Source organism: Micromonospora sp. NPDC049374 (assembly GCF_040677165.1).
Lineage (GTDB): Bacteria > Actinomycetota > Actinomycetes > Mycobacteriales > Micromonosporaceae > Micromonospora.
The window spans coordinates 153,057-170,908 of the sequence record NZ_JBFAQH010000002.1; the positions used below are offsets into that span (position 1 = coordinate 153,057).

The 17,852-nt window shown below is 71.7% G+C and carries 18 protein-coding genes; 12 read left to right on the forward strand and 6 right to left on the reverse strand.

All coding sequences use genetic code 11. The features are described 5' to 3' along the window. The first annotated feature begins 59 nt into the window (after window positions 1-59). Both AB0J93_RS04080 and AB0J93_RS04085 read left to right on the forward strand, forming a co-directional pair. Window positions 60-2,594, forward strand: coding sequence for an ATP-dependent Clp protease ATP-binding subunit (locus AB0J93_RS04080; protein WP_363918540.1), 2,535 nt, complete (start codon window positions 60-62; stop codon window positions 2,592-2,594). A gap of 340 nt (window positions 2,595-2,934) precedes the next feature. Continuing rightward, window positions 2,935-3,588 (forward strand): C39 family peptidase, encoded by a 654-nt coding sequence (locus AB0J93_RS04085; protein ID WP_363918542.1) that lies wholly within the window; start codon window positions 2,935-2,937, stop codon window positions 3,586-3,588. Window positions 3,589-3,647: 59 nt separating this feature from the next. Here AB0J93_RS04085 and AB0J93_RS04090 read toward each other — a convergent pair whose 3' ends face one another. Then, complete coding sequence (locus AB0J93_RS04090) at window positions 3,648-4,550, reverse strand: A/G-specific adenine glycosylase (protein WP_363917959.1); 903 nt, start codon at window positions 4,548-4,550, stop codon at window positions 3,648-3,650. 95 nt (window positions 4,551-4,645) lie between these two features. Between AB0J93_RS04090 and AB0J93_RS04095 the strand changes: the two genes are divergently transcribed. The 3 genes from AB0J93_RS04095 (at window position 4,646) to AB0J93_RS04105 (ending at window position 6,617) form a co-directional block, all read left to right on the forward strand. Then, complete coding sequence (locus tag AB0J93_RS04095) at window positions 4,646-5,158, forward strand: ACT domain-containing protein (RefSeq protein WP_363917961.1); 513 nt, start codon at window positions 4,646-4,648, stop codon at window positions 5,156-5,158. Continuing rightward, entirely contained in the window at window positions 5,155-5,748 is a 594-nt protein-coding gene (locus AB0J93_RS04100) for a peptide deformylase (protein WP_363917963.1), read from the forward strand. Before AB0J93_RS04095 ends, AB0J93_RS04100 begins: the two co-directional genes overlap by 4 nt. Window positions 5,749-5,885: 137 nt before the next feature. Then, window positions 5,886-6,617: a hypothetical protein gene (locus tag AB0J93_RS04105; protein WP_363917965.1), complete on the forward strand. Its 732-nt coding sequence runs from the start codon at window positions 5,886-5,888 to the stop codon at window positions 6,615-6,617. Between the two features lie 73 nt (window positions 6,618-6,690). On the opposite strand, the gene disA is transcribed toward AB0J93_RS04105, so the two are convergent. From disA to AB0J93_RS04125, 4 genes are all read right to left on the reverse strand, one after another. Then, a complete protein-coding gene (gene disA, locus AB0J93_RS04110) occupies window positions 6,691-7,869 on the reverse strand; it encodes a DNA integrity scanning diadenylate cyclase DisA (protein ID WP_363917967.1) in 1,179 nt (392 codons plus the stop codon). 97 nt (window positions 7,870-7,966) lie between these two features. After that, entirely contained in the window at window positions 7,967-9,463 is a 1,497-nt protein-coding gene (radA, locus tag AB0J93_RS04115) for a DNA repair protein RadA (protein WP_363917969.1), read from the reverse strand. A gap of 78 nt (window positions 9,464-9,541) precedes the next feature. After that, window positions 9,542-10,270 (reverse strand): hypothetical protein, encoded by a 729-nt coding sequence (locus AB0J93_RS04120; protein WP_363917971.1) that lies wholly within the window; start codon window positions 10,268-10,270, stop codon window positions 9,542-9,544. Between the two features lie 139 nt (window positions 10,271-10,409). Then, the gene (locus AB0J93_RS04125) at window positions 10,410-11,297 is read right to left on the reverse strand and encodes a UbiA family prenyltransferase (protein ID WP_363917973.1); all 888 of its coding nucleotides are present in this window, start codon (window positions 11,295-11,297) and stop codon (window positions 10,410-10,412) included. On the opposite strand from AB0J93_RS04125, the gene AB0J93_RS04130 reads away from it, so the two are divergent. From AB0J93_RS04130 to AB0J93_RS04145, 4 genes are all read left to right on the forward strand, one after another. Then, window positions 11,296-12,033 carry a methyltransferase domain-containing protein gene (locus tag AB0J93_RS04130; protein WP_363917975.1) on the forward strand — a complete coding sequence of 246 codons (738 nt, stop codon included), beginning with the start codon at window positions 11,296-11,298 and terminating at the stop codon, window positions 12,031-12,033. The two genes, AB0J93_RS04125 and AB0J93_RS04130, sit on opposite strands and share 2 nt — an antisense overlap. A 47-nt stretch (window positions 12,034-12,080) precedes the next feature. Further along, window positions 12,081-13,253: an acyl-CoA dehydrogenase family protein gene (locus AB0J93_RS04135; RefSeq protein WP_363917977.1), complete on the forward strand. Its 1,173-nt coding sequence runs from the start codon at window positions 12,081-12,083 to the stop codon at window positions 13,251-13,253. 92 nt (window positions 13,254-13,345) lie between these two features. Continuing rightward, window positions 13,346-14,395, forward strand: a complete 1,050-nt coding sequence (locus tag AB0J93_RS04140; RefSeq protein ID WP_363917979.1) for a type III polyketide synthase — start codon at window positions 13,346-13,348, stop codon at window positions 14,393-14,395. A 26-nt stretch (window positions 14,396-14,421) separates the two neighbouring features. Beyond that, on the forward strand, window positions 14,422-15,033 hold the full coding sequence (locus tag AB0J93_RS04145; protein WP_363917981.1) for a hypothetical protein: 612 nt from the start codon (window positions 14,422-14,424) through the stop codon (window positions 15,031-15,033). 37 nt (window positions 15,034-15,070) lie between these two features. Here the strand turns inward: AB0J93_RS04145 and AB0J93_RS04150 are convergent, their stop codons facing one another. After that, window positions 15,071-15,739, reverse strand: coding sequence for a hypothetical protein (locus tag AB0J93_RS04150; protein ID WP_363917983.1), 669 nt, complete (start codon window positions 15,737-15,739; stop codon window positions 15,071-15,073). 372 nt (window positions 15,740-16,111) lie between these two features. On the opposite strand from AB0J93_RS04150, the gene AB0J93_RS04155 reads away from it, so the two are divergent. From AB0J93_RS04155 to ispF, 3 genes are read left to right on the forward strand one after another with little or no spacing between them, the layout of a single operon-like run. Continuing rightward, complete coding sequence (locus tag AB0J93_RS04155; RefSeq protein ID WP_007073334.1) at window positions 16,112-16,597, forward strand: CarD family transcriptional regulator; 486 nt, start codon at window positions 16,112-16,114, stop codon at window positions 16,595-16,597. 56 nt (window positions 16,598-16,653) lie between these two features. After that, on the forward strand, window positions 16,654-17,349 hold the full coding sequence (ispD, locus tag AB0J93_RS04160; protein WP_363917985.1) for a 2-C-methyl-D-erythritol 4-phosphate cytidylyltransferase: 696 nt from the start codon (window positions 16,654-16,656) through the stop codon (window positions 17,347-17,349). 16 nt (window positions 17,350-17,365) lie between these two features. Further along, entirely contained in the window at window positions 17,366-17,848 is a 483-nt protein-coding gene (gene ispF / locus AB0J93_RS04165) for a 2-C-methyl-D-erythritol 2,4-cyclodiphosphate synthase (RefSeq protein WP_363917987.1), read from the forward strand. The last annotated feature ends 4 nt before the right edge of the window (window positions 17,849-17,852 follow it).

Consider the following 17,852-nt stretch of genomic DNA (forward strand, 5'->3'; position numbering starts at 1 on the left):
CCGCCGAGAGTCTTGACCACCAAGATCGAGTGCGCACGGCACGTGAGGAGCACGAGGGCATGTTCGAGCGGTTCACCGACCGAGCGCGACGGGTTGTCGTCCTGGCCCAGGAAGAGGCCCGGATGCTCAACCACAACTACATCGGTACGGAACACATCCTGTTGGGCCTGATCCACGAGGGTGAGGGCGTCGCGGCCAAGGCCCTGGAGAGCCTCGGGATCTCCCTGGAGGGCGTCCGCCAGCAGGTGGAGGAGATCATCGGCCAGGGCCAGCAGGCACCGAGCGGGCACATCCCGTTCACGCCGCGGGCCAAGAAGGTGCTGGAGCTGTCGTTGCGCGAGGCGCTGCAGCTCGGCCACAACTACATCGGCACGGAGCACATCCTGCTCGGGCTGATCCGCGAGGGTGAGGGCGTCGCCGCCCAGGTGCTGGTCAAGCTCGGCGCCGACCTGAACCGGGTCCGCCAGCAGGTGATCCAGCTGCTCTCCGGCTACCAGGGCAAGGAGCCGGCCGCGGCGGGTACCGCGCCGGGTGAGGCCGCGCCGTCGACCAGCCTGGTGCTGGACCAGTTCGGCCGGAACCTGACCCAGGCGGCCCGGGAGGGCAAGCTCGACCCGGTCATCGGGCGCGAGAAGGAGATCGAGCGGGTGATGCAGGTGCTCTCCCGCCGGACGAAGAACAACCCGGTCCTGATCGGCGAGCCCGGCGTCGGTAAGACCGCCGTGGTCGAGGGGTTGTCCCAGAAGATCATCAAGGGCGAGGTGCCCGAGACGCTGAAGGACAAGCAGCTCTACACGCTCGACCTGGGCGCGTTGGTGGCCGGTTCCCGGTACCGCGGTGACTTCGAGGAGCGCCTGAAGAAGGTGCTGAAGGAGATCCGCACCCGGGGCGACATCATCCTGTTCATCGACGAGATTCACACCCTCGTGGGCGCGGGTGCCGCCGAGGGTGCGATAGACGCCGCGAGCATCCTCAAGCCGATGCTGGCGCGTGGCGAGCTGCAGACCATCGGCGCGACCACCCTCGACGAGTACCGCAAGCACCTGGAGAAGGACGCCGCGCTGGAGCGGCGCTTCCAGCCGATCCAGGTCGGCGAGCCGTCGCTGGCGCACACCATCGAGATCCTCAAGGGTCTGCGGGACCGGTACGAGGCGCACCACCGCGTGTCGATCACCGACGCCGCTCTGGTGGCCGCCGCGACTCTGGCCGATCGGTACATCTCCGACCGGTTCCTGCCGGACAAGGCGATCGACCTCATCGACGAGGCCGGCGCGCGGATGCGGATCCGTCGGATGACCGCGCCGCCGGACCTGCGTGACTTCGACGAGCGGATCGCGCAGGTGCGTCGGGACAAGGAGTCCGCGATCGACGCGCAGGACTTCGAGCGTGCCGCGCAGCTGCGGGACACCGAGAAGCAGCTGCTGGGTCAGAAGGCGCAGCGGGAGAAGGAGTGGAAGGCCGGTGACCTGGACGTCGTCAGCGAGGTCGACGACGAGCAGATCGCTGAGGTGCTGGGCAACTGGACGGGCATCCCGGTCTACAAGCTGACCGAGGAGGAGACCTCGCGCCTGCTGCGCATGGAGGACGAGCTGCACAAGCGCGTCATCGGCCAGGAGGACGCGGTCAAGGCGGTCTCGAAGGCGATCCGGCGTACCCGGGCCGGCCTGAAGGACCCCAAGCGCCCGTCGGGCTCGTTCATCTTCGCCGGCCCGTCCGGCGTGGGTAAGACCGAGCTGTCCAAGGCGCTCGCGGAGTTCCTGTTCGGCAGCGAGGACGCCCTGATCCAGCTGGACATGTCCGAGTTCCACGACCGGTACACGGTCTCCCGGTTGGTGGGTGCCCCTCCCGGCTACGTCGGCTACGACGAGGGCGGGCAGCTGACCGAGAAGGTGCGGCGTCGGCCGTTCAGCGTGGTGCTGTTCGACGAGATCGAGAAGGCCCACCCGGACGTGTTCAACACGCTCCTCCAGATCCTGGAGGATGGTCGGCTCACCGACGGCCAGGGCCGGATCGTGGACTTCAAGAACACGGTCATCATCCTGACCACCAACCTGGGCACCCGGGACGTCGCCAAGGCGGTCTCGCTGGGCTTCCAGGCGTCGGAGGACTCCGAGTCCAACTACGACCGGATGAAGCAGAAGGTCAACGACGAGCTCAAGCAGCACTTCCGGCCCGAGTTCCTGAACCGGATCGACGACACCATCGTCTTCCACCAGCTGCGCGAGAGCGAGATCCTCTCGATCGTGGACATCATGATCCAGCGGATCGAGACCCAGCTGCGGAACAAGGACATGGGCCTGGAGCTGACCGACAACGCCAAGAAGTACCTGGCGAAGAAGGGCTTCGACCCGGTGCTCGGGGCGCGTCCGCTGCGTCGCACGATCCAGCGCGACATCGAGGACAACCTCTCCGAGCGGATCCTGTTCAACGAGCTGACCCCGGGTCAGATCGTGGTGGTTGACTGCGAGGGCGACCCGAACGACATCGACAAGTCCAAGCTCGTCTTCAAGGGGTCCGACCGCCCGGTGGAGGTGCCGGACGCCGTGCCGGCCGACCTCGGCGGCAGGACGGCTGCGGCGGGCGCGGACGAGTAGGTCGTCAGCCGAAGCGACGGCGGCCCGGTGGCGAAATGCCATCGGGCCGCCGTCGTATCTGAGGTCGCAGGGGCTGTCCGCCCGCCGTATCCGATCGTCCGCTTTGTGGCGGTTTGTCGTGACCGCGGTCACGGTTTGCCTGGGCATGGACCGGTCCTGGGGGTCGTTGTACGGGGAGTAACCGCGACGGCCGCACCGGTCGGCCCGACCCGGAAATGCCGGGCCCGACCAGGTCGTTGCAGACCCGGAGCAGGCGCACCCGCGCCGCCTCCATCCGACGCGGTATCCGCCTCCTCCCATCTCCTGGTGTCGTGTCGATCCCCCGAGACGGAAGGCAACGATCATGACGAGTCCGATCCGCAAGGCTGCCCTGACCGCCGCCGGTGCCGTCTGCGCCGGTGGGATGATTGCCGGCCCGGTGGGCGCGGTCGCTGCCCCGCCGAGCTCCGACCCGCTGGCCGCCGTGACCGAGCGGGGGCACGGCAAGGGTGAGCGGCAGCTGAAGCTTCGTTACGAGGCCCAGCCGAACTTCTACTACTGCGGTCCGGCTGCGGTGCGTAACACCCTGAGCATCCTCAACAAGGACGTTTCCCAGGACGACCTGGCCCGCGAGATGGGCACCACCGAGCGGGGCACCGACTCGGCGTACCTGATCACCGAGGCCCTCAACCGGAAGGCCGGCAAGGATGTCTACCGCACGGTGGAGATCCCCGATCAGGCCGCCAACCGGGCCGAGACCGACCGGCTGCGTGAAGACGTCGTCCGCGCCGTCGACAGCGGCCGGGGCGTGGTGGCCAACGTCGTCGGCACCGCCACCGACCTCGGCGGGGGCAGCCACACCTTCGATGGCGGCCACTACATCGCGGTGACCGGCTACCGCGACGGTGGTGACCAGATGAAGATCGCCGACTCGGCCGACGCTGCCCGGGCCGAGTACTGGATCAGCACCGACGCGCTGGCCGACTGGATCGCCAGCCGCGGCTATTCCGCCTGATCCAGCCCGTCAGATGCTTGAGGGCCGGCCCCGATCGGGGCCGGCCCTCAAGCACGCTCTCAACCTGCCACCGGTGCCGGAGGGCCGTCGCCGATCAACCGGAACGATGTCTCACCGATCGACTCGACCAGACCGTCGCTGACCAGTCCGGCGAGTGCCCGGGCCCGCTGCACCTCGTCCGCCCACACCTGGTCCAGGCGCTGGTGTGGCACTGGCCCGGTGGCCTCCCGGAGCACTCCGAGCAGCAGGCCGCGTACCTGGCGGTCGGTGCCTGCGTACCGTTGGGGGCGGCGGGTCGGACCGGCTGGAGCCGGGCGCCCGGAGGCTCGCCAGGCGCAGGTCGACTCGACCGGGCACGCCTCGCAGCGAGGCGACCGGGCGGTGCAGACGACCGCTCCCAACTCCATGATGGCGGCGCTGGCCAGGGCCGCTGCGGCCGGTTCGGCGGGCAGCAGTTCCTCGGTGGCGACCAGGTCGGCGGGACGGGTGGTCGGGCCGGCATCCGGTTCTCCGGCCACCGCCCGGCAGACCACCCGACGTACGTTCGTGTCGACCACCGGGTGACGCTGGCCGTACGCGAAGGCGGCGACCGCCCGGGCGGTGTACGTGCCGACGCCGGGCAGGGCGAGCAACTGGTCCAGCCGGTCCGGCACCGCACCGCCGTGCCGCTCCACGATGGCCACCGCGCACTCGTACAGCCGGACGGCCCGGCGGGGGTAGCCGAGCCGTCCCCACATGCGGATCGCCTCCGCCGGGCTGGACCCGGCCAGGGCGGCCGGCGTCGGCCAGCGCTCCAGCCACGCCTGCCAGGCGGGCACCACCCGGACGACCGGGGTCTGCTGAAGCATGACCTCGCTGACCAGGATCGCCCAGGGGCTCGCCTCGGGCCTGCGCCACGGCAGATCCCGCGCGTGCTGCTCGTACCACCGGCTCACCCGGCCGGCGAATGTGGGTTCTGTCATCGCGTCGCCGATGATGTCACGCACGCGGATCCCGTCGTTCGGACGGTCGGGCGGGCCGACACCGACGGCGCATGACGATCGGGCAGAATGCCCGGATGAACGAGCTTGCGATCACCGTCATCGGCCGGGACCGGCCCGGCATCGTGGCCGACGTCGCCGAGGTGCTCGCCCGGCTCGGCGCCAACCTCACCGACAGCACCATGACCCGCCTGCGGGGACACTTCGCGATGACCCTGATCTGCGTCGGCCCGGCCGCCGCCGAGGTCGAGACCGCGCTGGCGCCGCTGGCCGCCGACGGTCAACTGCTGGCGACCGTACGCGCGGTGACGCCCGACGGTGAGACGGCACCGGCCGGCGAGCCGTACGTGATGGCGGTGCACGGCGCCGACCGGATGGGCATCGTGGCCGCGATGACCCGGGTGCTGGCCGAGGCCGGCGGCAACGTCACCGACCTGAGCACCCGCTTGGCGGGGACGCTCTACGTGGTGGTGGCCGAGGTGGACCTGCCCCCCGGTACCGCCGACGCGCTCGGCGGCCGGCTGGCTGAGGCAGCCGCCGGTCTCGGTGTCGAGGTGACCCTCCGGCCTGCCGAACCGGACCTGCTGTGAGCGGCGCACCGGACGGGCCGAACCCGGACCCGCAGGCCGACGCGTACGTGGGCCTCGGTGACTGGACTCCCGAGGCACTGGGCGCCGGTCGGGTCATCCCGGTGGTCTCCGCCCCGGACCCGGTGCTCAGCCGGCCGGGCGACGAGGTCGATCCGACCGCCGGTGAGACGGTGCGGCTGGCCGCGGACCTGATCGCCACCATGCGGGTGTCGCCCGGCTGCGTGGGCCTGGCCGCCCCGCAGGTCGGGGTGAGCGCCCAGATCTTCGCGGTGGACGTCACCGGGCATCCGAAGACGGTGACCGGGCACGGCGTCTTCGTGCTCTGCAACGCCCGCGTCATCGAGGCCACCCGGTGGAAGGCGGGTCGGGAAGGGTGCATGTCGGTGCCGGACCTGACCGGTGACGTGAAGCGCGCGGGCCGGCTGGTGGTGGAGGGGGCGCTGCCCGGCAGTGCTGAGACCGTACGCCTGGTGACGGACGGTTTCGAGGCGCGTGCCCTGCAACACGAGATCGACCACTGCGCTGGCCTGCTGTTTCTGGATCGGGTGGCCGGCGCACACGCGATCTACCAGCGGAAGGTCTACCTCTGAATCGACCCGGATGGTCGCGCTGAGTGACCGTGGTCGGTGCGAACCGTCGTGAATGGAGGGTCCGATCCGATGGGACGGGGGAGCCACGGCGCGTCGCTGCCGTCCGCCGGACGCGCCGCCGCTACGGTGGGGACATCATGCGTCTGACGGTCGGCCCCCTGCCTCCCACCGTGTACTGGCGGCGTCGCGCCGTCGTGCTCGGTGCGGTGCTGCTCTTCCTGATTGTCCTGTTCTACTCGTGCAACGGGCCCACCGGGGGCAACGACGCGACCGGCGACGGCCAACCCGACTCGGGCGTGGCGACCGGCACGCCGGATCCGACCGGGTCGGTGCTGACTCCGCAGACCGGTTCGCCGCCGTCCGGTGATGCCGGGGCCGACCCCGCCGATCCAGGAAACGAGGCCGATCCTTCTGCCCCGGAGAACGAACCGAGCCTCAGCAATGACCCGCCAGCGGTCGATCCGGTCGCGGACGAAGGCAACTGCGCGGACACTGAACTCTCGGTGACCGCCGTGGCGCTGCCCGCGCAGGCCGCCTCGGGAGCCCACGTCGACCTGAATCTGAAGATCCGTAACCGGTCCGACCGGACGTGCAGCCGGGACGTCGGCGCGACCGCCCAGGAGTTGTACATCAAGGCCGGTGCCGAGGTGGTCTGGTCCTCGGACACCTGTGGCACGGCCGCCGGGTCCGACGTGCAGTCCTTCACCCCCGGCTTCGAACGCTCCTACCAGGTCAACTGGAACGGCAGGGACAGCAGCCGGTGTGCCGACGGTGTGGCGAACGGACCGGCCGTGCCGGCGGGGTCGTACCAGGTCTTCGCCCGGGTGGGCACCAAGCTCAGCCAGCCCGCGAAGCTGGTCCTCAGGTAGTCGGTGCTTGGGCCGCCGTGCCGACCGCCCGCTCGGCCTCGGCTCGGTCGGGCGAGCCCTTACAAATCGCTGCCTAGACGTAGCGTTCCAGGATGGACGCCTCGGCCAGCCGTGACAGTCCTTCGCGTACGCCCCGGGCTCGAGCGTCACCGACGCCGTCGACCGCTTGCAGGTCTTCCACTGTGGCGCCCAGCAGCCGTTGCAGGCTGCCGAAGTGCACCACCAGCCGGTCGACCACGGCCACCGGAAGCCGGGGCACCTTGGCCAGCAGCCGGAAACCGCGAGGGCTGACCGCCGCGTCCAGCGCGTCCGAGGCGGCCGGGTAGCCGATCGCCTTGGCGACCGAGACCAGATCGATCAGCTCGGTGGCGCTCAGTAGATCCAGCTCGACCAGCGCCTCGTCGAGGGTCCGGGACTTGCGACCGGTCGGCAGGTAGTCCCGAATGACCAGGGTGCGGTCGGCGTCGACGCCGGCCATCAGCTCGTCCAGCTGAAGGGCGAGCAACCGCCCGTCGGTGCCCAGCTCGACCACGTAACCGGCGATCTCGTCGGCGATCCGGCGGACCATCTCCAGCCGCTGCACCACGGCCACCGCGTCGCGTACGGTGACCAGGTCCTCGATCTCCAGGGCGGACAGGGTGCCGGAAACTTCGTCGAGGCGGAGTTTGTACCGCTCCAACGTGGCCAGCGCCTGATTCGCGCGGGAGAGGATCGCCGCCGAGTCGTCAAGCACGTGCCGCTGACCGTTTACGTAGAGGCTGATGATGCGCATGGACTGGCTGACCGAGATGACCGGGTAGCCGGTCTGCCGGGCGACCCGCTCCGCGGTGCGGTGCCGAGTGCCGGACTCCTCGGTCGGGATGGTCGGGTCGGGCATCAGGTGGACCGCCGCTCGGACGATCCGGGTGCCGTCGCTGGAGAGCACGACCGCGCCGTCCATCTTGCACAGCTCCCGGACCCGGGTCGCGGAGAACTCGACGTCCAGCGGAAAACCGCCCGTGCAGAGCCCTTCGACCACCTTGTCGTAGCCCAGGACGATCAGCGCGCCCGTCCGACCCCGCAGGATCCGCTCCAACCCGTCGCGTAGTGCGGTGCCCGGTGCCATCAGGGCCAGATTGGCGCGCAGCGGGTCACCGGCGACGCCGCCACCGGTCACGCTCACGCTGATGGGTCGGGCAGGCGAGCCCACGGCAGCGGTGCGGGCGTGGGGCGTCGCGCCGGCTGGCTTGGTGGTATCGCGGTCGATCGGCACGGGCACAGTCTACGGACTGCCCTGCGGTGGGTGCTCTCGCGGTTACTGTGATGTGTCACGATTCCGCCCGCGCTGCCCGACCTGCCCGGTGGACGGCTCACTCCGCCGACGCCCGCGCGGCGGCCTGCAACGCCGAACGGACGTCGGTGACCTCGATCACGCGCATCTGCTCCGGGCCGGCACCGGTGCTGGCGGGCCCGCAGCCCGGCGGCACGAGGGCCAGTCGGAAACCGAGCCGGGCCGCCTCGGCCAACCGGCGCGGCACCGCGCCCACCCGGCGCACCTCGCCGGTGAGACCGACCTCACCGATCGCCACCAGGTGCGGTGCGATCGCCAGGTTGAGCCCTCCGGAGGCGACGGCGAGGGCGACCGCGAGGTCGGCTGCGGGCTCCACCACCCGGATGCCGCCCACGGTGGCCGCGAAGACCTCCCGGTCGTGCAGGGTGAGCCGTTCGGTACGGCGCTGGAGCACCGCCAGCACCATCGCCAGCCGGGCGGAGTCCAGCCCGGAGACGGTACGCCGGGGCGAGCCGGCCACGGTGGCACCGATCAGTGCCTGCACCTCGGTGAGCAGTGCCCGGCGCCCCTCCATCGCCACCGTCACGCAGGTGCCCGGGACCGGCTCGGAGTACCGGGTCAGGAACAGCCCGGAGGGGTCGGCGAGGCTGCTGATGCCGCCCTCGTGCATCTCGAAGCAGCCGACCTCGTCGGCGGCGCCGAACCGGTTCTTGACCCCACGCACCATCCGCAGCGACGAGTGCTTGTCGCCTTCGAAGTGCAGTACCACGTCGACCAGGTGCTCGAGCACCCGGGGACCGGCGACCTGGCCGTCCTTGGTGACGTGGCCGACCAGCACGGTGGCGACCCCGCGTTCCTTGGCGACCGCGACCAGGGCGGCGGTGACCGCCCGGACCTGGGTCACCCCGCCCGGTACGCCCTCGGTGCCGGTGGTGGAGATGGTCTGCACCGAGTCGAGGACGAGCAGGCCGGGCTTGACCGCGTCGAGGTGACCGAGCACCGCCGCGAGGTCGCTCTCGGCGGCCAGGAAGAGCTGATCGTGCAGGGTGCCCATGCGCTCCGCCCGCAGCCGCACCTGGCTGACCGACTCCTCACCGCTGACCACCAGCGACGGGCTGCCCGCTCCGGCGGCCCACTGCTGCGCGACGTCGAGCAGCAGAGTCGACTTGCCCACCCCCGGCTCCCCGGCGAGCAGCACCACGGCACCGGGGACCAGGCCGCCACCGAGGACGCGATCCAGCTCGCCGACCCCGGTGGGCCGGGCCCGGGCCGGTGCCGCGCTGATGGTGGCGATGGGCCGGGCCGGCTCGGCGGGCATCCGGGAACTCACCACGCGGCCCGAGACGGTCGGGCCGGTGATCGTGCACTCGACCACGGAGCCCCACTCGGCGCACTCGGGACAGCGTCCCACCCACTTCGGTGGCTGGTGTCCGCAGGCGTCGCACTCGTACGCGGGCCGGGGCTCGCGAGCAGCGGCGCGGCTTCGCGAGCCGGTGCCCGCCCGGGACGGGGTCGATCGGGAGATGCTCACCCGACCGACGCTAACCCCCGGGTACGACGAGGGCGTCGTCGGCATGGCTGCACCACGCCGACGACGCCGCCGGTGCGTACCTGGAGCGGCCCGGTCGCGGTTGGCGATGCCGGGCCGACGTGCTCAGTGGCCGCCTTCGCCCTCGTACTCGGTGTGCCGCTCGATGATCGGCGACGGTTGAGGCGCGGGGGTGAGCGGTACGGCGATCGGTGCGGGGCTGGTGACCGTCTCGCCACCGAAGTCGAAGGTCAGCGTGACGCTCTGGCCGGCGAGCAGGGCCTCGTTCAGACCGACGAGCTGGAGCACCTGCTCACCCTCGGTGTTGAGCTGCACGTAGCTCAGCGGGGGGATCTCGATCCGGGCCGGACCGGCCGCAGGCGCTTCGGTCGGGCTCGGCGACGGGGAATCGTCCGGCGACGGGGAATCGTCCGGCGAGGGAGAGTTGCCCGGCGAGGCGGAGTTGTCCGGCGAGGGGGAGCCCTCGGGGGACTGCTCCGGCGACGCGGTGGGCGATGGGCTGGTCGCGGCGGCGACCGAGGTGAGCACCACCTCTCGGGCGTCCGACGAGGTGACCGTCACCGTGACCGGATCCGGTGAGTCGTTGTAGAGGACGACGTTGAGCAGGGCGTTGTCGCCGGCCTGGTAGCCCTCGACACCGGGGTAGGCGACCAGGGCACCGCGTACGGCGTACTTCCCGTCGCCGGCCACGAAGTTGGCGCCCTGGACCGACGGCACCTTGTTGGCCGTCTCGGAGATCTGGCCGGCGCCGCATCCGGACAGCAGCAGCCCGGCCGCCGCGAACCCGGGCAGCAGCACGGCAGCCCGCCGGGAACCCCTGATCGAGCGCCTCACGTCGGTCCTCCTCGTCACGATCACACCCGGCTTGCCCGCCGGAACCGCTGGCCATGCCCGCGCAGACCGGGCTCCAGGGTAGTTGGAGCTGATCGTGGCCCGCACGCCGACCCGGTGCGGCCACCTGCCGGGGTGAGACTCAGCCGAGCCGACCGTTCGTGACCAGCAGGGCGACGTCGATCAGGGCGACCAGCAGCACCGCCCGGAAGGCGGCCACCGGCCGGGCTCCGGCGTGATCGCCGGTCCTGCCCGCGTACCAGGCCACGATGAAGATCACGACGGTGGCGCCGACCGCCGCGAGACCCACGCCCGACGGTGGTCCGGGCGGCCCGAGTACCAACGTGACGGTCGCCGCGATCAACAGCCCGACGGCGGCCGCCCGGCTTCCCGTCGCGCCGAGTCGATGCGGCAGTCCATGGACCCCGGTCCGGGCGTCGTCGGCGAAGTCGGGCAGCACGTTGGCGAAGTGGGCGCCCGCGCCGAGCAGCGCCGCCGCGACGACCAGCCAGGCCGGGGGCGGCGGAGCGTCGGGCAGCGCCAGCACCACGAAGGCGGGGAGCGCGCCGAAGGAGATCGCGTACGGCAGCACCGAGATCGGGGTGGACTTCAGCGGCCAGTCGTAGAGCAGCGCCGAGACCAGGGCGACAATGGCGCAGATCGCCGCCGTCGGGTTGGTGGTCAGGGCCAGCGCCACGGTCGCGGTGGCGGCCACGGCGGCGGCCGCCGCCACGGTACGCCGGCCGAGCGCACCGGCGGCCAACGGCTTGTCGGTACGCCCGACCGCGGCATCGCGATCCGCGTCGAGCAGGTCGTTGGTCCACCCGACGGTGAACTGGCTGGCAGCCACGGTGAGCACCACCGCGATCACGCCGCCGGGTGGATGCCCGACACCGACGGCGAGCAGACCAGCCACTGTGGTGACCGCCGCGGTCGGCTCCGGATGGCTCGCTCTGACCAGCCCTAACACCGTCGACGACATAACGGAAGTCTGGTCGTTACCGGGGAGTCGTGCCACGCTCGTTGCCATGCGTGACGCCGGCCGCGTGCTGCCCCGCAACGATCCGCGCCAGTACGACGACCTGGCGGACGAGTGGTGGCGGCCGGACGGCGTGTTCGCCATGCTGCACTGGCTGGCCCGGGCGCGGGCCGCGCTGGTGCCCCCGGCGGCGCGACCCGGTGCGCTCCTGGTCGACCTGGGCTGCGGGGCCGGGCTGCTCGCCCCACACCTGGTCGGCAAGGGTTACCGACACGTTGGGGTGGACCTGACCCGTTCGGCGCTGGCGCAGGCGGCGGTGCGCGGCGTGACGGCGGTCAACGGCGACGCCACGGCGGTACCGCTAGTGGACGGCTGCGCAGACGTGGTCGCCGCTGGCGAGTTGCTGGAGCACGTCCCGGACTGGCGGGCGGCGGTGGCCGAGGCGTGTCGCCTGCTGCGGCCCGGCGGCCTGCTGGTGCTGGACACCCTCAACGACACCGCGCTGGCCCGGCTGGTCGCCGTCCGAATCGCCGAACGTCTGCCCACCGTGCCGCGCGGCATCCACGATCCTCGGTTGTTCGTGGACGATCGGGAGTTGGTCGCCGAGTGCGCCCGACACGGCGTCGACCTGCGGGTCCGTGGTGTCCGGCCAGGGGTACCGGGGCTGCTGCGGTGGCTGCTGCGGCAGGCGACGGGTGCCGCGACGCCAGCCGGTCAGGCACCGCGCATCGTGCCGACCGGGTCGAGAGCGGTGCTCTACCAGGGTCACGGGGTACGCGACGGATAGCTGATTCAGGTGAGGGTATGGCAATGGCCGAAGAGGGGGTTCCATCCATGACCGAGCGCAGTGGAGCGCCGGCGGCGGCCCGGCGGCTGGCGCCCCGGCTGGCGGCGCGGGCCGCCACGCACGACCGGGACGGCTCGTTTCCCGTCGACGACTTCACCGACCTGCGAGAGGCGGGGCTGTTCGGGCTGATGGTCCCCGCCGAACTGGGTGGCACCGGTGCCACCTTCGCGGCCTACGCCGCCGTCGCCACCGAACTGGCTCGGGGCAATGGTGCCACCGCGCTGGTGTTCAACATGCACGCCTCGGTCACCGGGGCGCTCGGCGCGGTCACCGAGGAACTGGCCGAGGCGCTCGGCGTACCGGCGGAGGCGCTGGCTGCCCGCGACCGCCTGTTGCGGGCGGCGGCCGACGGGGCGTGGTATGCGGTCGCGATGAGCGAGCGGGGCGCGGGTGCCCGGCTGTCCCAGCTCGCCACGGTCTACGAACCGGTCGACGGCGGCTGGCGGATCAAGGGCAGCAAGACCTTCTGCTCCGGTGCCGGTCACGCCGACGGCTACCTGGTGGCGGCCCGCAGCGCCGCCGACCCGTCGGTGGTCTCGCAGTTCCTGGTTCCGGCGGGGGAGGGTCTCACCGTCGAGCCGACCTGGGACGCCCTCGGCATGCGCGCCACCGCCTCGCACGACCTGCACCTCGACGTGACCGTCGGCACCGACCGGCTGCTCGGCGGGGTCGAGGGGCTGGCCCTGGTGGTGGCCCAGCTCATGCCGCACTGGCTGGTGGCCAGCTACGCGGCCGTCTACGTGGGGGTGGCCCGGGCGGCGATCGACGCGGCCGTGGAACACCTCAACGCCCGGAACCTCGCCGGGCTGCCGGCGGTACGAGCCCGCCTGGGTCGCGCCGACGCCGCCGTGGCGGCGGCGGAGCTGGTGGTCGCCGAGGCGGCTCGACGAGTGGACGAGGCGCCGGGCGACGAGGAGACCAACCGGTGGGTGTGGCGGGCCAAGCTGTTGGCCGGCACCACCGCGGCGGACGTGGCCGCGTCCATGCTGGAGGCGGCCGGCACCTCCGCCACCCGGCGGGGTCATCCGCTGGAACGCCTGTACCGCGACGCCCGCTGCGGGTCGCTGCACCCGGCCACCTCGGACGTCTGCGCCGACTGGCTCGGCATCGCCACACTCGGCGGTGACCCGGACCGTGACGGATCGAGTCCTCGTTGGTGAGCGTGAGGGAATGAGCTTGCGAGCCCCGCGGTCGCGAACCGGGGCGGGACTGGCGAGCGCCGGATGTGAGCTTGCGAGAGGAAGGTGGGACCGTGTCCGTACCGGTGATCGCGGGCCTGGGCACGGCCCATCCGCCCTCGGCCGACCAGCAGGAGTTGTGGGAGAAGTTCTTCTCCCAGCACTTCTCCGGCTCCACCCGCGCGTTGGCCGAGCGGATCTTCGCGCATTCCGGAGTGACCCGGCGGCAGGCGGCGGTCAACCCGTTGCTTGAGGACGTCTCCGAGTGGCCGACCGAGCGACGGATGCTCCGTTACCAGGTCGAGGCGTTGCCGCTGGGAAAGGAGGCGGTCGGCCGGGCGTTGACCGCCGCCGGGCTGGACGCCCGTGACGTCGGCCTCTTCGTCGTGTGCTCGTGCACCGGGTACGCCACTCCCGGGCTGGACATCCTGCTCGCCCGGGATCTGGGCATGGCCGCGACGACCCAGCGGATGTTCGTCGGTCACATGGGCTGCTACGCGGCTCTGCCGGGGTTGGGTGCGGTGGCTGACTTCGTCACCGCGCGGGGGCGTCCCGCGCTGCTGCTCTGCGCCGAGTTGACCAGTTTGCACCTGCAGCCCTCGTCGGCCCGGATGGACACCCAGCAGATCGTTTCCCACGCGCTCTTTTCCGATGCCGCGGTCGCCGCGGTTGTCGTTCCCGGCGGGCGGGGGTACGCCGTGCGTGAGGTCGCCTCGGTGACCGACACCTCCACCGCCGACCACATGACCTGGGAGGTGACCGACACCGGTTTCCGGATGGGGCTGTCGCCGAAGGTGCCGCAGGTGCTGTCGGCGCACGTCCGAGGGCTGGTCGACGAGGTACTGGCCCGGCACGGCACCCGCCGGTCGGAGGTGGACGGCTGGGCCGTGCACCCGGGTGGTCCACGCATCCTCAACGTGGTGGAGCGGGAGCTGGGGCTGGCGCCGACGGCGTTGGCGGCGTCCCGGGAGACGCTGAACGAGCACGGCAACTGTTCCTCGCCGACGGTGCTGCTGATCCTCGACCGCCTGTTCCGGTCGGCACCGGCACCGCGCCGGGTGGTGATGCTGGCCTTCGGGCCTGGGTTGACCCTCTACGCCGCCCTGCTGGAGCGGCACGCCTGATCATCCAGTAGAGCTACCCTTCTGGTATGGACGTCGATGCCACCCATCGGCTGCGCGGGGCACTGCTGGCCGCCGCCGCGGTGGCGGCGCTGACCCTCGGCGGCTGGTGGTGGCAAATAGCGGCACCGGAGTGGCCGACCGGCGCGGGTCTCGCGCCGGACGGGTCGTCGTCCGTCACGTACTGGCGGGAGGACCCGGTCACCGGCGACACGGTGCCCGAGCTTCCCAATGCCACCTCCTCCGTCCTGGTCGACGCGCGCACCGGTGCGGTGGCCGGAACGCACGACGGGCCGGCGCAGCGCACTGTGACGGGTTCCGCCGGATCGAGCGGCTGGCGGGCGGGCGGGACCGACCTGGTCTGGACCGAGTCGGCGAGGCTCAGCTCCGGCGGGGCGGTTGTCCGGCAGACCCGGATGGAGCGGGGCGAGCGGCACCTGTTGCGCCTGCGCTGCACTGGTCCGGGCGAGCTGCTGGTAGCCGTCAGCGGCGCCCGGTCAGCGGCCCCGATGACGGTGGGCTGCGACGGTGGGCAGGTCATGATGGAACTCGCCGGCACCGGCGCTGCGGCCCGGTTGTCGTTCTCGCCAGCCGGGTCGGAGCCGCTCCAGATCGAGGCCCGGTTGATCGCCTTGAGGTGAGCCGTGGCGACCGTTCCGCCGGTCCGTTCGCGGGGGTTCAGTCGGCGAGTCGGGACAGTTCGGCGTGATGGTCGGCGATCGAGGTGACCTCGGGTACCACAAGCGTGATCCGGCCGGTGCGGTCGGCGAGCAGGGCGGTCACGCCGTCCTGGCTGGCCGGCAGGTGCAGGAAGGCACGTAGTCCTCCGGCCGGATCGGCGAGCGAACGCACCTGTGTCCCCGGCGGTGCTGCCCGTGGCCGGGCCGCGGCCACGGTGACCACGGTCACCCCGGCCGGTGCTGCCGTCGCCGCCTCGGCGACCTGCTCCGGGCAGGCGCAACCGTCCACCAGCAGCACCACCACCGGCAGCAGCCCTCGTAGCGCCACCGGTGACTGCCCGCCGTCGACCAGGTCGAGCGCGGGCAGGGGGCGACCGGTCAGCTGCGCCGGTGCCGGGTCGGGCGTGCTGGCCCCCGGTCCGGTCCGGCCGGCCCTGGGCCAGGTGACGGCGGCCAGGCCGGCGAGGGTGGTCAGGACCGCGACGATCAGCACGATCACCGGTCCGGTGGGCGGACGCCGGCGGCGCTGGTCCGCCGCCCGGCGCAGCTCACGACGGACCTGTTCGGCCTCGTCTGTCAGGGCCGCCAGGTCGTCCGGGATGACCACCCGGCCCCATTCCGGCGGCAGGTCGGGCAGCCCGGGACCATCGGCATCAGCCTTGCCCATTACGACCCCCTGGAACCTCACGGGTGTGCGGACGCGGCACTCCTCAAGCGTCCCGCACCGGGCCGGGTACCGCTACCGCTGCCCGCGTCGGGCTGCGGCGCGATATCATGGAACGGGTGCGTAGCCCTTGATCTCCAGCGGGTGTGTTGCAGGGCCTCGGCGCTTGTTCTCCCGGATCTCCACGTCCACGGCGGCGGTGTCCGGGGGTCATCCCAAGGTTACTCAACGTGTTCGAATCATCGTCTGGATGGTCTGTCAAGCCGAAGAAATACCTCTCACAGGGCCCCTGAGCTGCGCCAACGGTCAGGACAGCGGTGAGACATCGGTGCCTGAGCGTGTTACCCTAGACACAGCGAAAGGGGTTTCGAACCTATGGTTTTCAGTGTCGGCGAGACCGTTGTTTACCCCCACCACGGGGCCGCACTCATCGAGGCAATCGAGACTCGGGTCATCAAGGGCGAGCCCAAGCAGTACCTCGTCCTGAGGGTCGCGCAGGGTGACCTGACGGTCCGGGTACCAGCCGAGAACGCCGAGATCGTGGGTGTGCGCGAGGTGGTTGGCGAAGAGGGCCTCGGCAAGGTCTTCGACGTTCTCCGGGCTCCGCACACCGAGGAGCCGACCAACTGGTCGCGGCGTTACAAGGCGAATTTGGAGAAGCTGGCTTCCGGCAACCCGCTGAAGGTGGCCGAGGTCGTCCGTGACTTGTGGCGTCGCGAGCGGGAGCGGGGGCTGTCCGCGGGCGAGAAGCGCATGCTCGCCAAGGCCCGCGACATTCTGGTCGGCGAGGTCGCGCTGGCCGAGAAGAGCACCAAGGACGAGGCGGAGACGCTGCTCGACAAGGTGCTGACGGAGGCCTAGGCCGCACAGCATCGTCGTACCCGATTCGTAGCGAACAAACCGTCGAGGACCGCGACGTGACCGCGCAGCTCAATCCGTGCGGTGACGTCGCGGTCCTCGTGCCTGCGGCCGGAGCCGGTGTACGCCTCGGGCCCGGTCGGCCGAAGGCACTGCGGCTGCTGGCCGGTGAACCGTTGCTGGTGCACGCGGTCCGTCGGTTGGCCGAAGCCCCCTCGGTGCACAGCATCGTGGTGGCCGCGCCGGTCGCGGAGGTGGCGGCCGTGGGTGAACTTCTCGCACCGATCGCCCCGGTGACCGTGGTTCCCGGAGGCGCGGAACGGCAGGCGTCGGTGGCCGCCGCGCTCGCCGCGGTACCCGCCGGTCCCGAGATCGTCCTGGTGCACGACGCGGCTCGCGCACTCACCCCGCCCGCGCTTGTGGAATCGGTGGCCGCGGCGGTCCGGGCGGGCCATGACGCGGTGATCCCGGTGCTGCCGGTCGTCGACACGATCAAGGAGGTCGACGCGGACGAGAAGGTGCTCGGCACCGTCGACCGGGCCGCATTGCGCGCCGTGCAGACCCCCCAGGGATTCCGCCGGGCGGTGCTGACCGCAGCCCACGCCGCTGCCGCCGACGCCCTCACCGACGACGCCGGGCTGGTCGAGAAGCAGGGCGTTTCGGTGCACTGCGTGCCCGGTTCGGAACACGCGCTGAAGATCACCAGGCCGTTCGACCTGGCGCTGGCCGAGCACCTGCTGGCGACCGGGCGGTAGCGCGTACCCTCGGCTCATGATCGTTCCTCGGGTGGCCATCGGGACCGACGTGCACGCCTTCGAGGCCGGTCGACCCTGCTGGGTGGCCGGTCTGTACTGGCCGGAGCAGGACGGCCTGGCCGGGCACTCGGACGCGGACGTGGCCGCCCACGCCGCCTGCAACGCGCTGCTCTCCGCGGCCGGTCTCGGTGATCTCGGCGCCAACTTCGGGGTGGGGCAGCCCGAGTGGGCCGGAGCGAGCGGGGTGGCCCTGCTCACCGAGACAGCCCGCCGGGTACGCTCCGCCGGCTTCGCCATCGGCAACGTGTCCGTGCAGGTGGTGGGGAACCGGCCGAAGATCGGCCCACGTCGGGACGAGGCCCAGCAGGTGCTGTCCGAGGCCGTCGGCGCGCCGGTCACCGTCTCCGCCGCCACCACCGACGGCCTGGGCTTCACCGGGCGCGGCGAGGGGCTCGCCGGGATCGCCGTCGCCCTGGTGTACGAGCAGCCGAGCGCCTAGGCTC

What these genes read in the sequence shown, in the direction of transcription:
- AB0J93_RS04080 (WP_363918540.1), top strand. Translation starts at nt 60, where the DNA reads ATGTTCGAGCGGTTCACCGACCGAGCGCGACGGGTTGTCGTCCTGGCC.
- AB0J93_RS04090 (WP_363917959.1), bottom strand. Translation starts at nt 4,550, where the DNA reads ATGACAGAACCCACATTCGCCGGCCGGGTGAGCCGGTGGTACGAGCAG.
- AB0J93_RS04095 (WP_363917961.1), top strand. Translation starts at nt 4,646, where the DNA reads ATGAACGAGCTTGCGATCACCGTCATCGGCCGGGACCGGCCCGGCATC.
- AB0J93_RS04105 (WP_363917965.1), top strand. Translation starts at nt 5,886, where the DNA reads ATGCGTCTGACGGTCGGCCCCCTGCCTCCCACCGTGTACTGGCGGCGT.
- radA (WP_363917969.1), bottom strand. Translation starts at nt 9,463, where the DNA reads ATGCCGACGACGCCCTCGTCGTACCCGGGGGTTAGCGTCGGTCGGGTG.
- AB0J93_RS04130 (WP_363917975.1), top strand. Translation starts at nt 11,296, where the DNA reads ATGCGTGACGCCGGCCGCGTGCTGCCCCGCAACGATCCGCGCCAGTAC.
- AB0J93_RS04125 (WP_363917973.1), bottom strand. Translation starts at nt 11,297, where the DNA reads ATGGCAACGAGCGTGGCACGACTCCCCGGTAACGACCAGACTTCCGTT.
- AB0J93_RS04135 (WP_363917977.1), top strand. Translation starts at nt 12,081, where the DNA reads ATGACCGAGCGCAGTGGAGCGCCGGCGGCGGCCCGGCGGCTGGCGCCC.
- AB0J93_RS04145 (WP_363917981.1), top strand. Translation starts at nt 14,422, where the DNA reads ATGGACGTCGATGCCACCCATCGGCTGCGCGGGGCACTGCTGGCCGCC.
- AB0J93_RS04150 (WP_363917983.1), bottom strand. Translation starts at nt 15,739, where the DNA reads ATGGGCAAGGCTGATGCCGATGGTCCCGGGCTGCCCGACCTGCCGCCG.
- AB0J93_RS04155 (WP_007073334.1), top strand. Translation starts at nt 16,112, where the DNA reads ATGGTTTTCAGTGTCGGCGAGACCGTTGTTTACCCCCACCACGGGGCC.
- ispF (WP_363917987.1), top strand. Translation starts at nt 17,366, where the DNA reads ATGATCGTTCCTCGGGTGGCCATCGGGACCGACGTGCACGCCTTCGAG.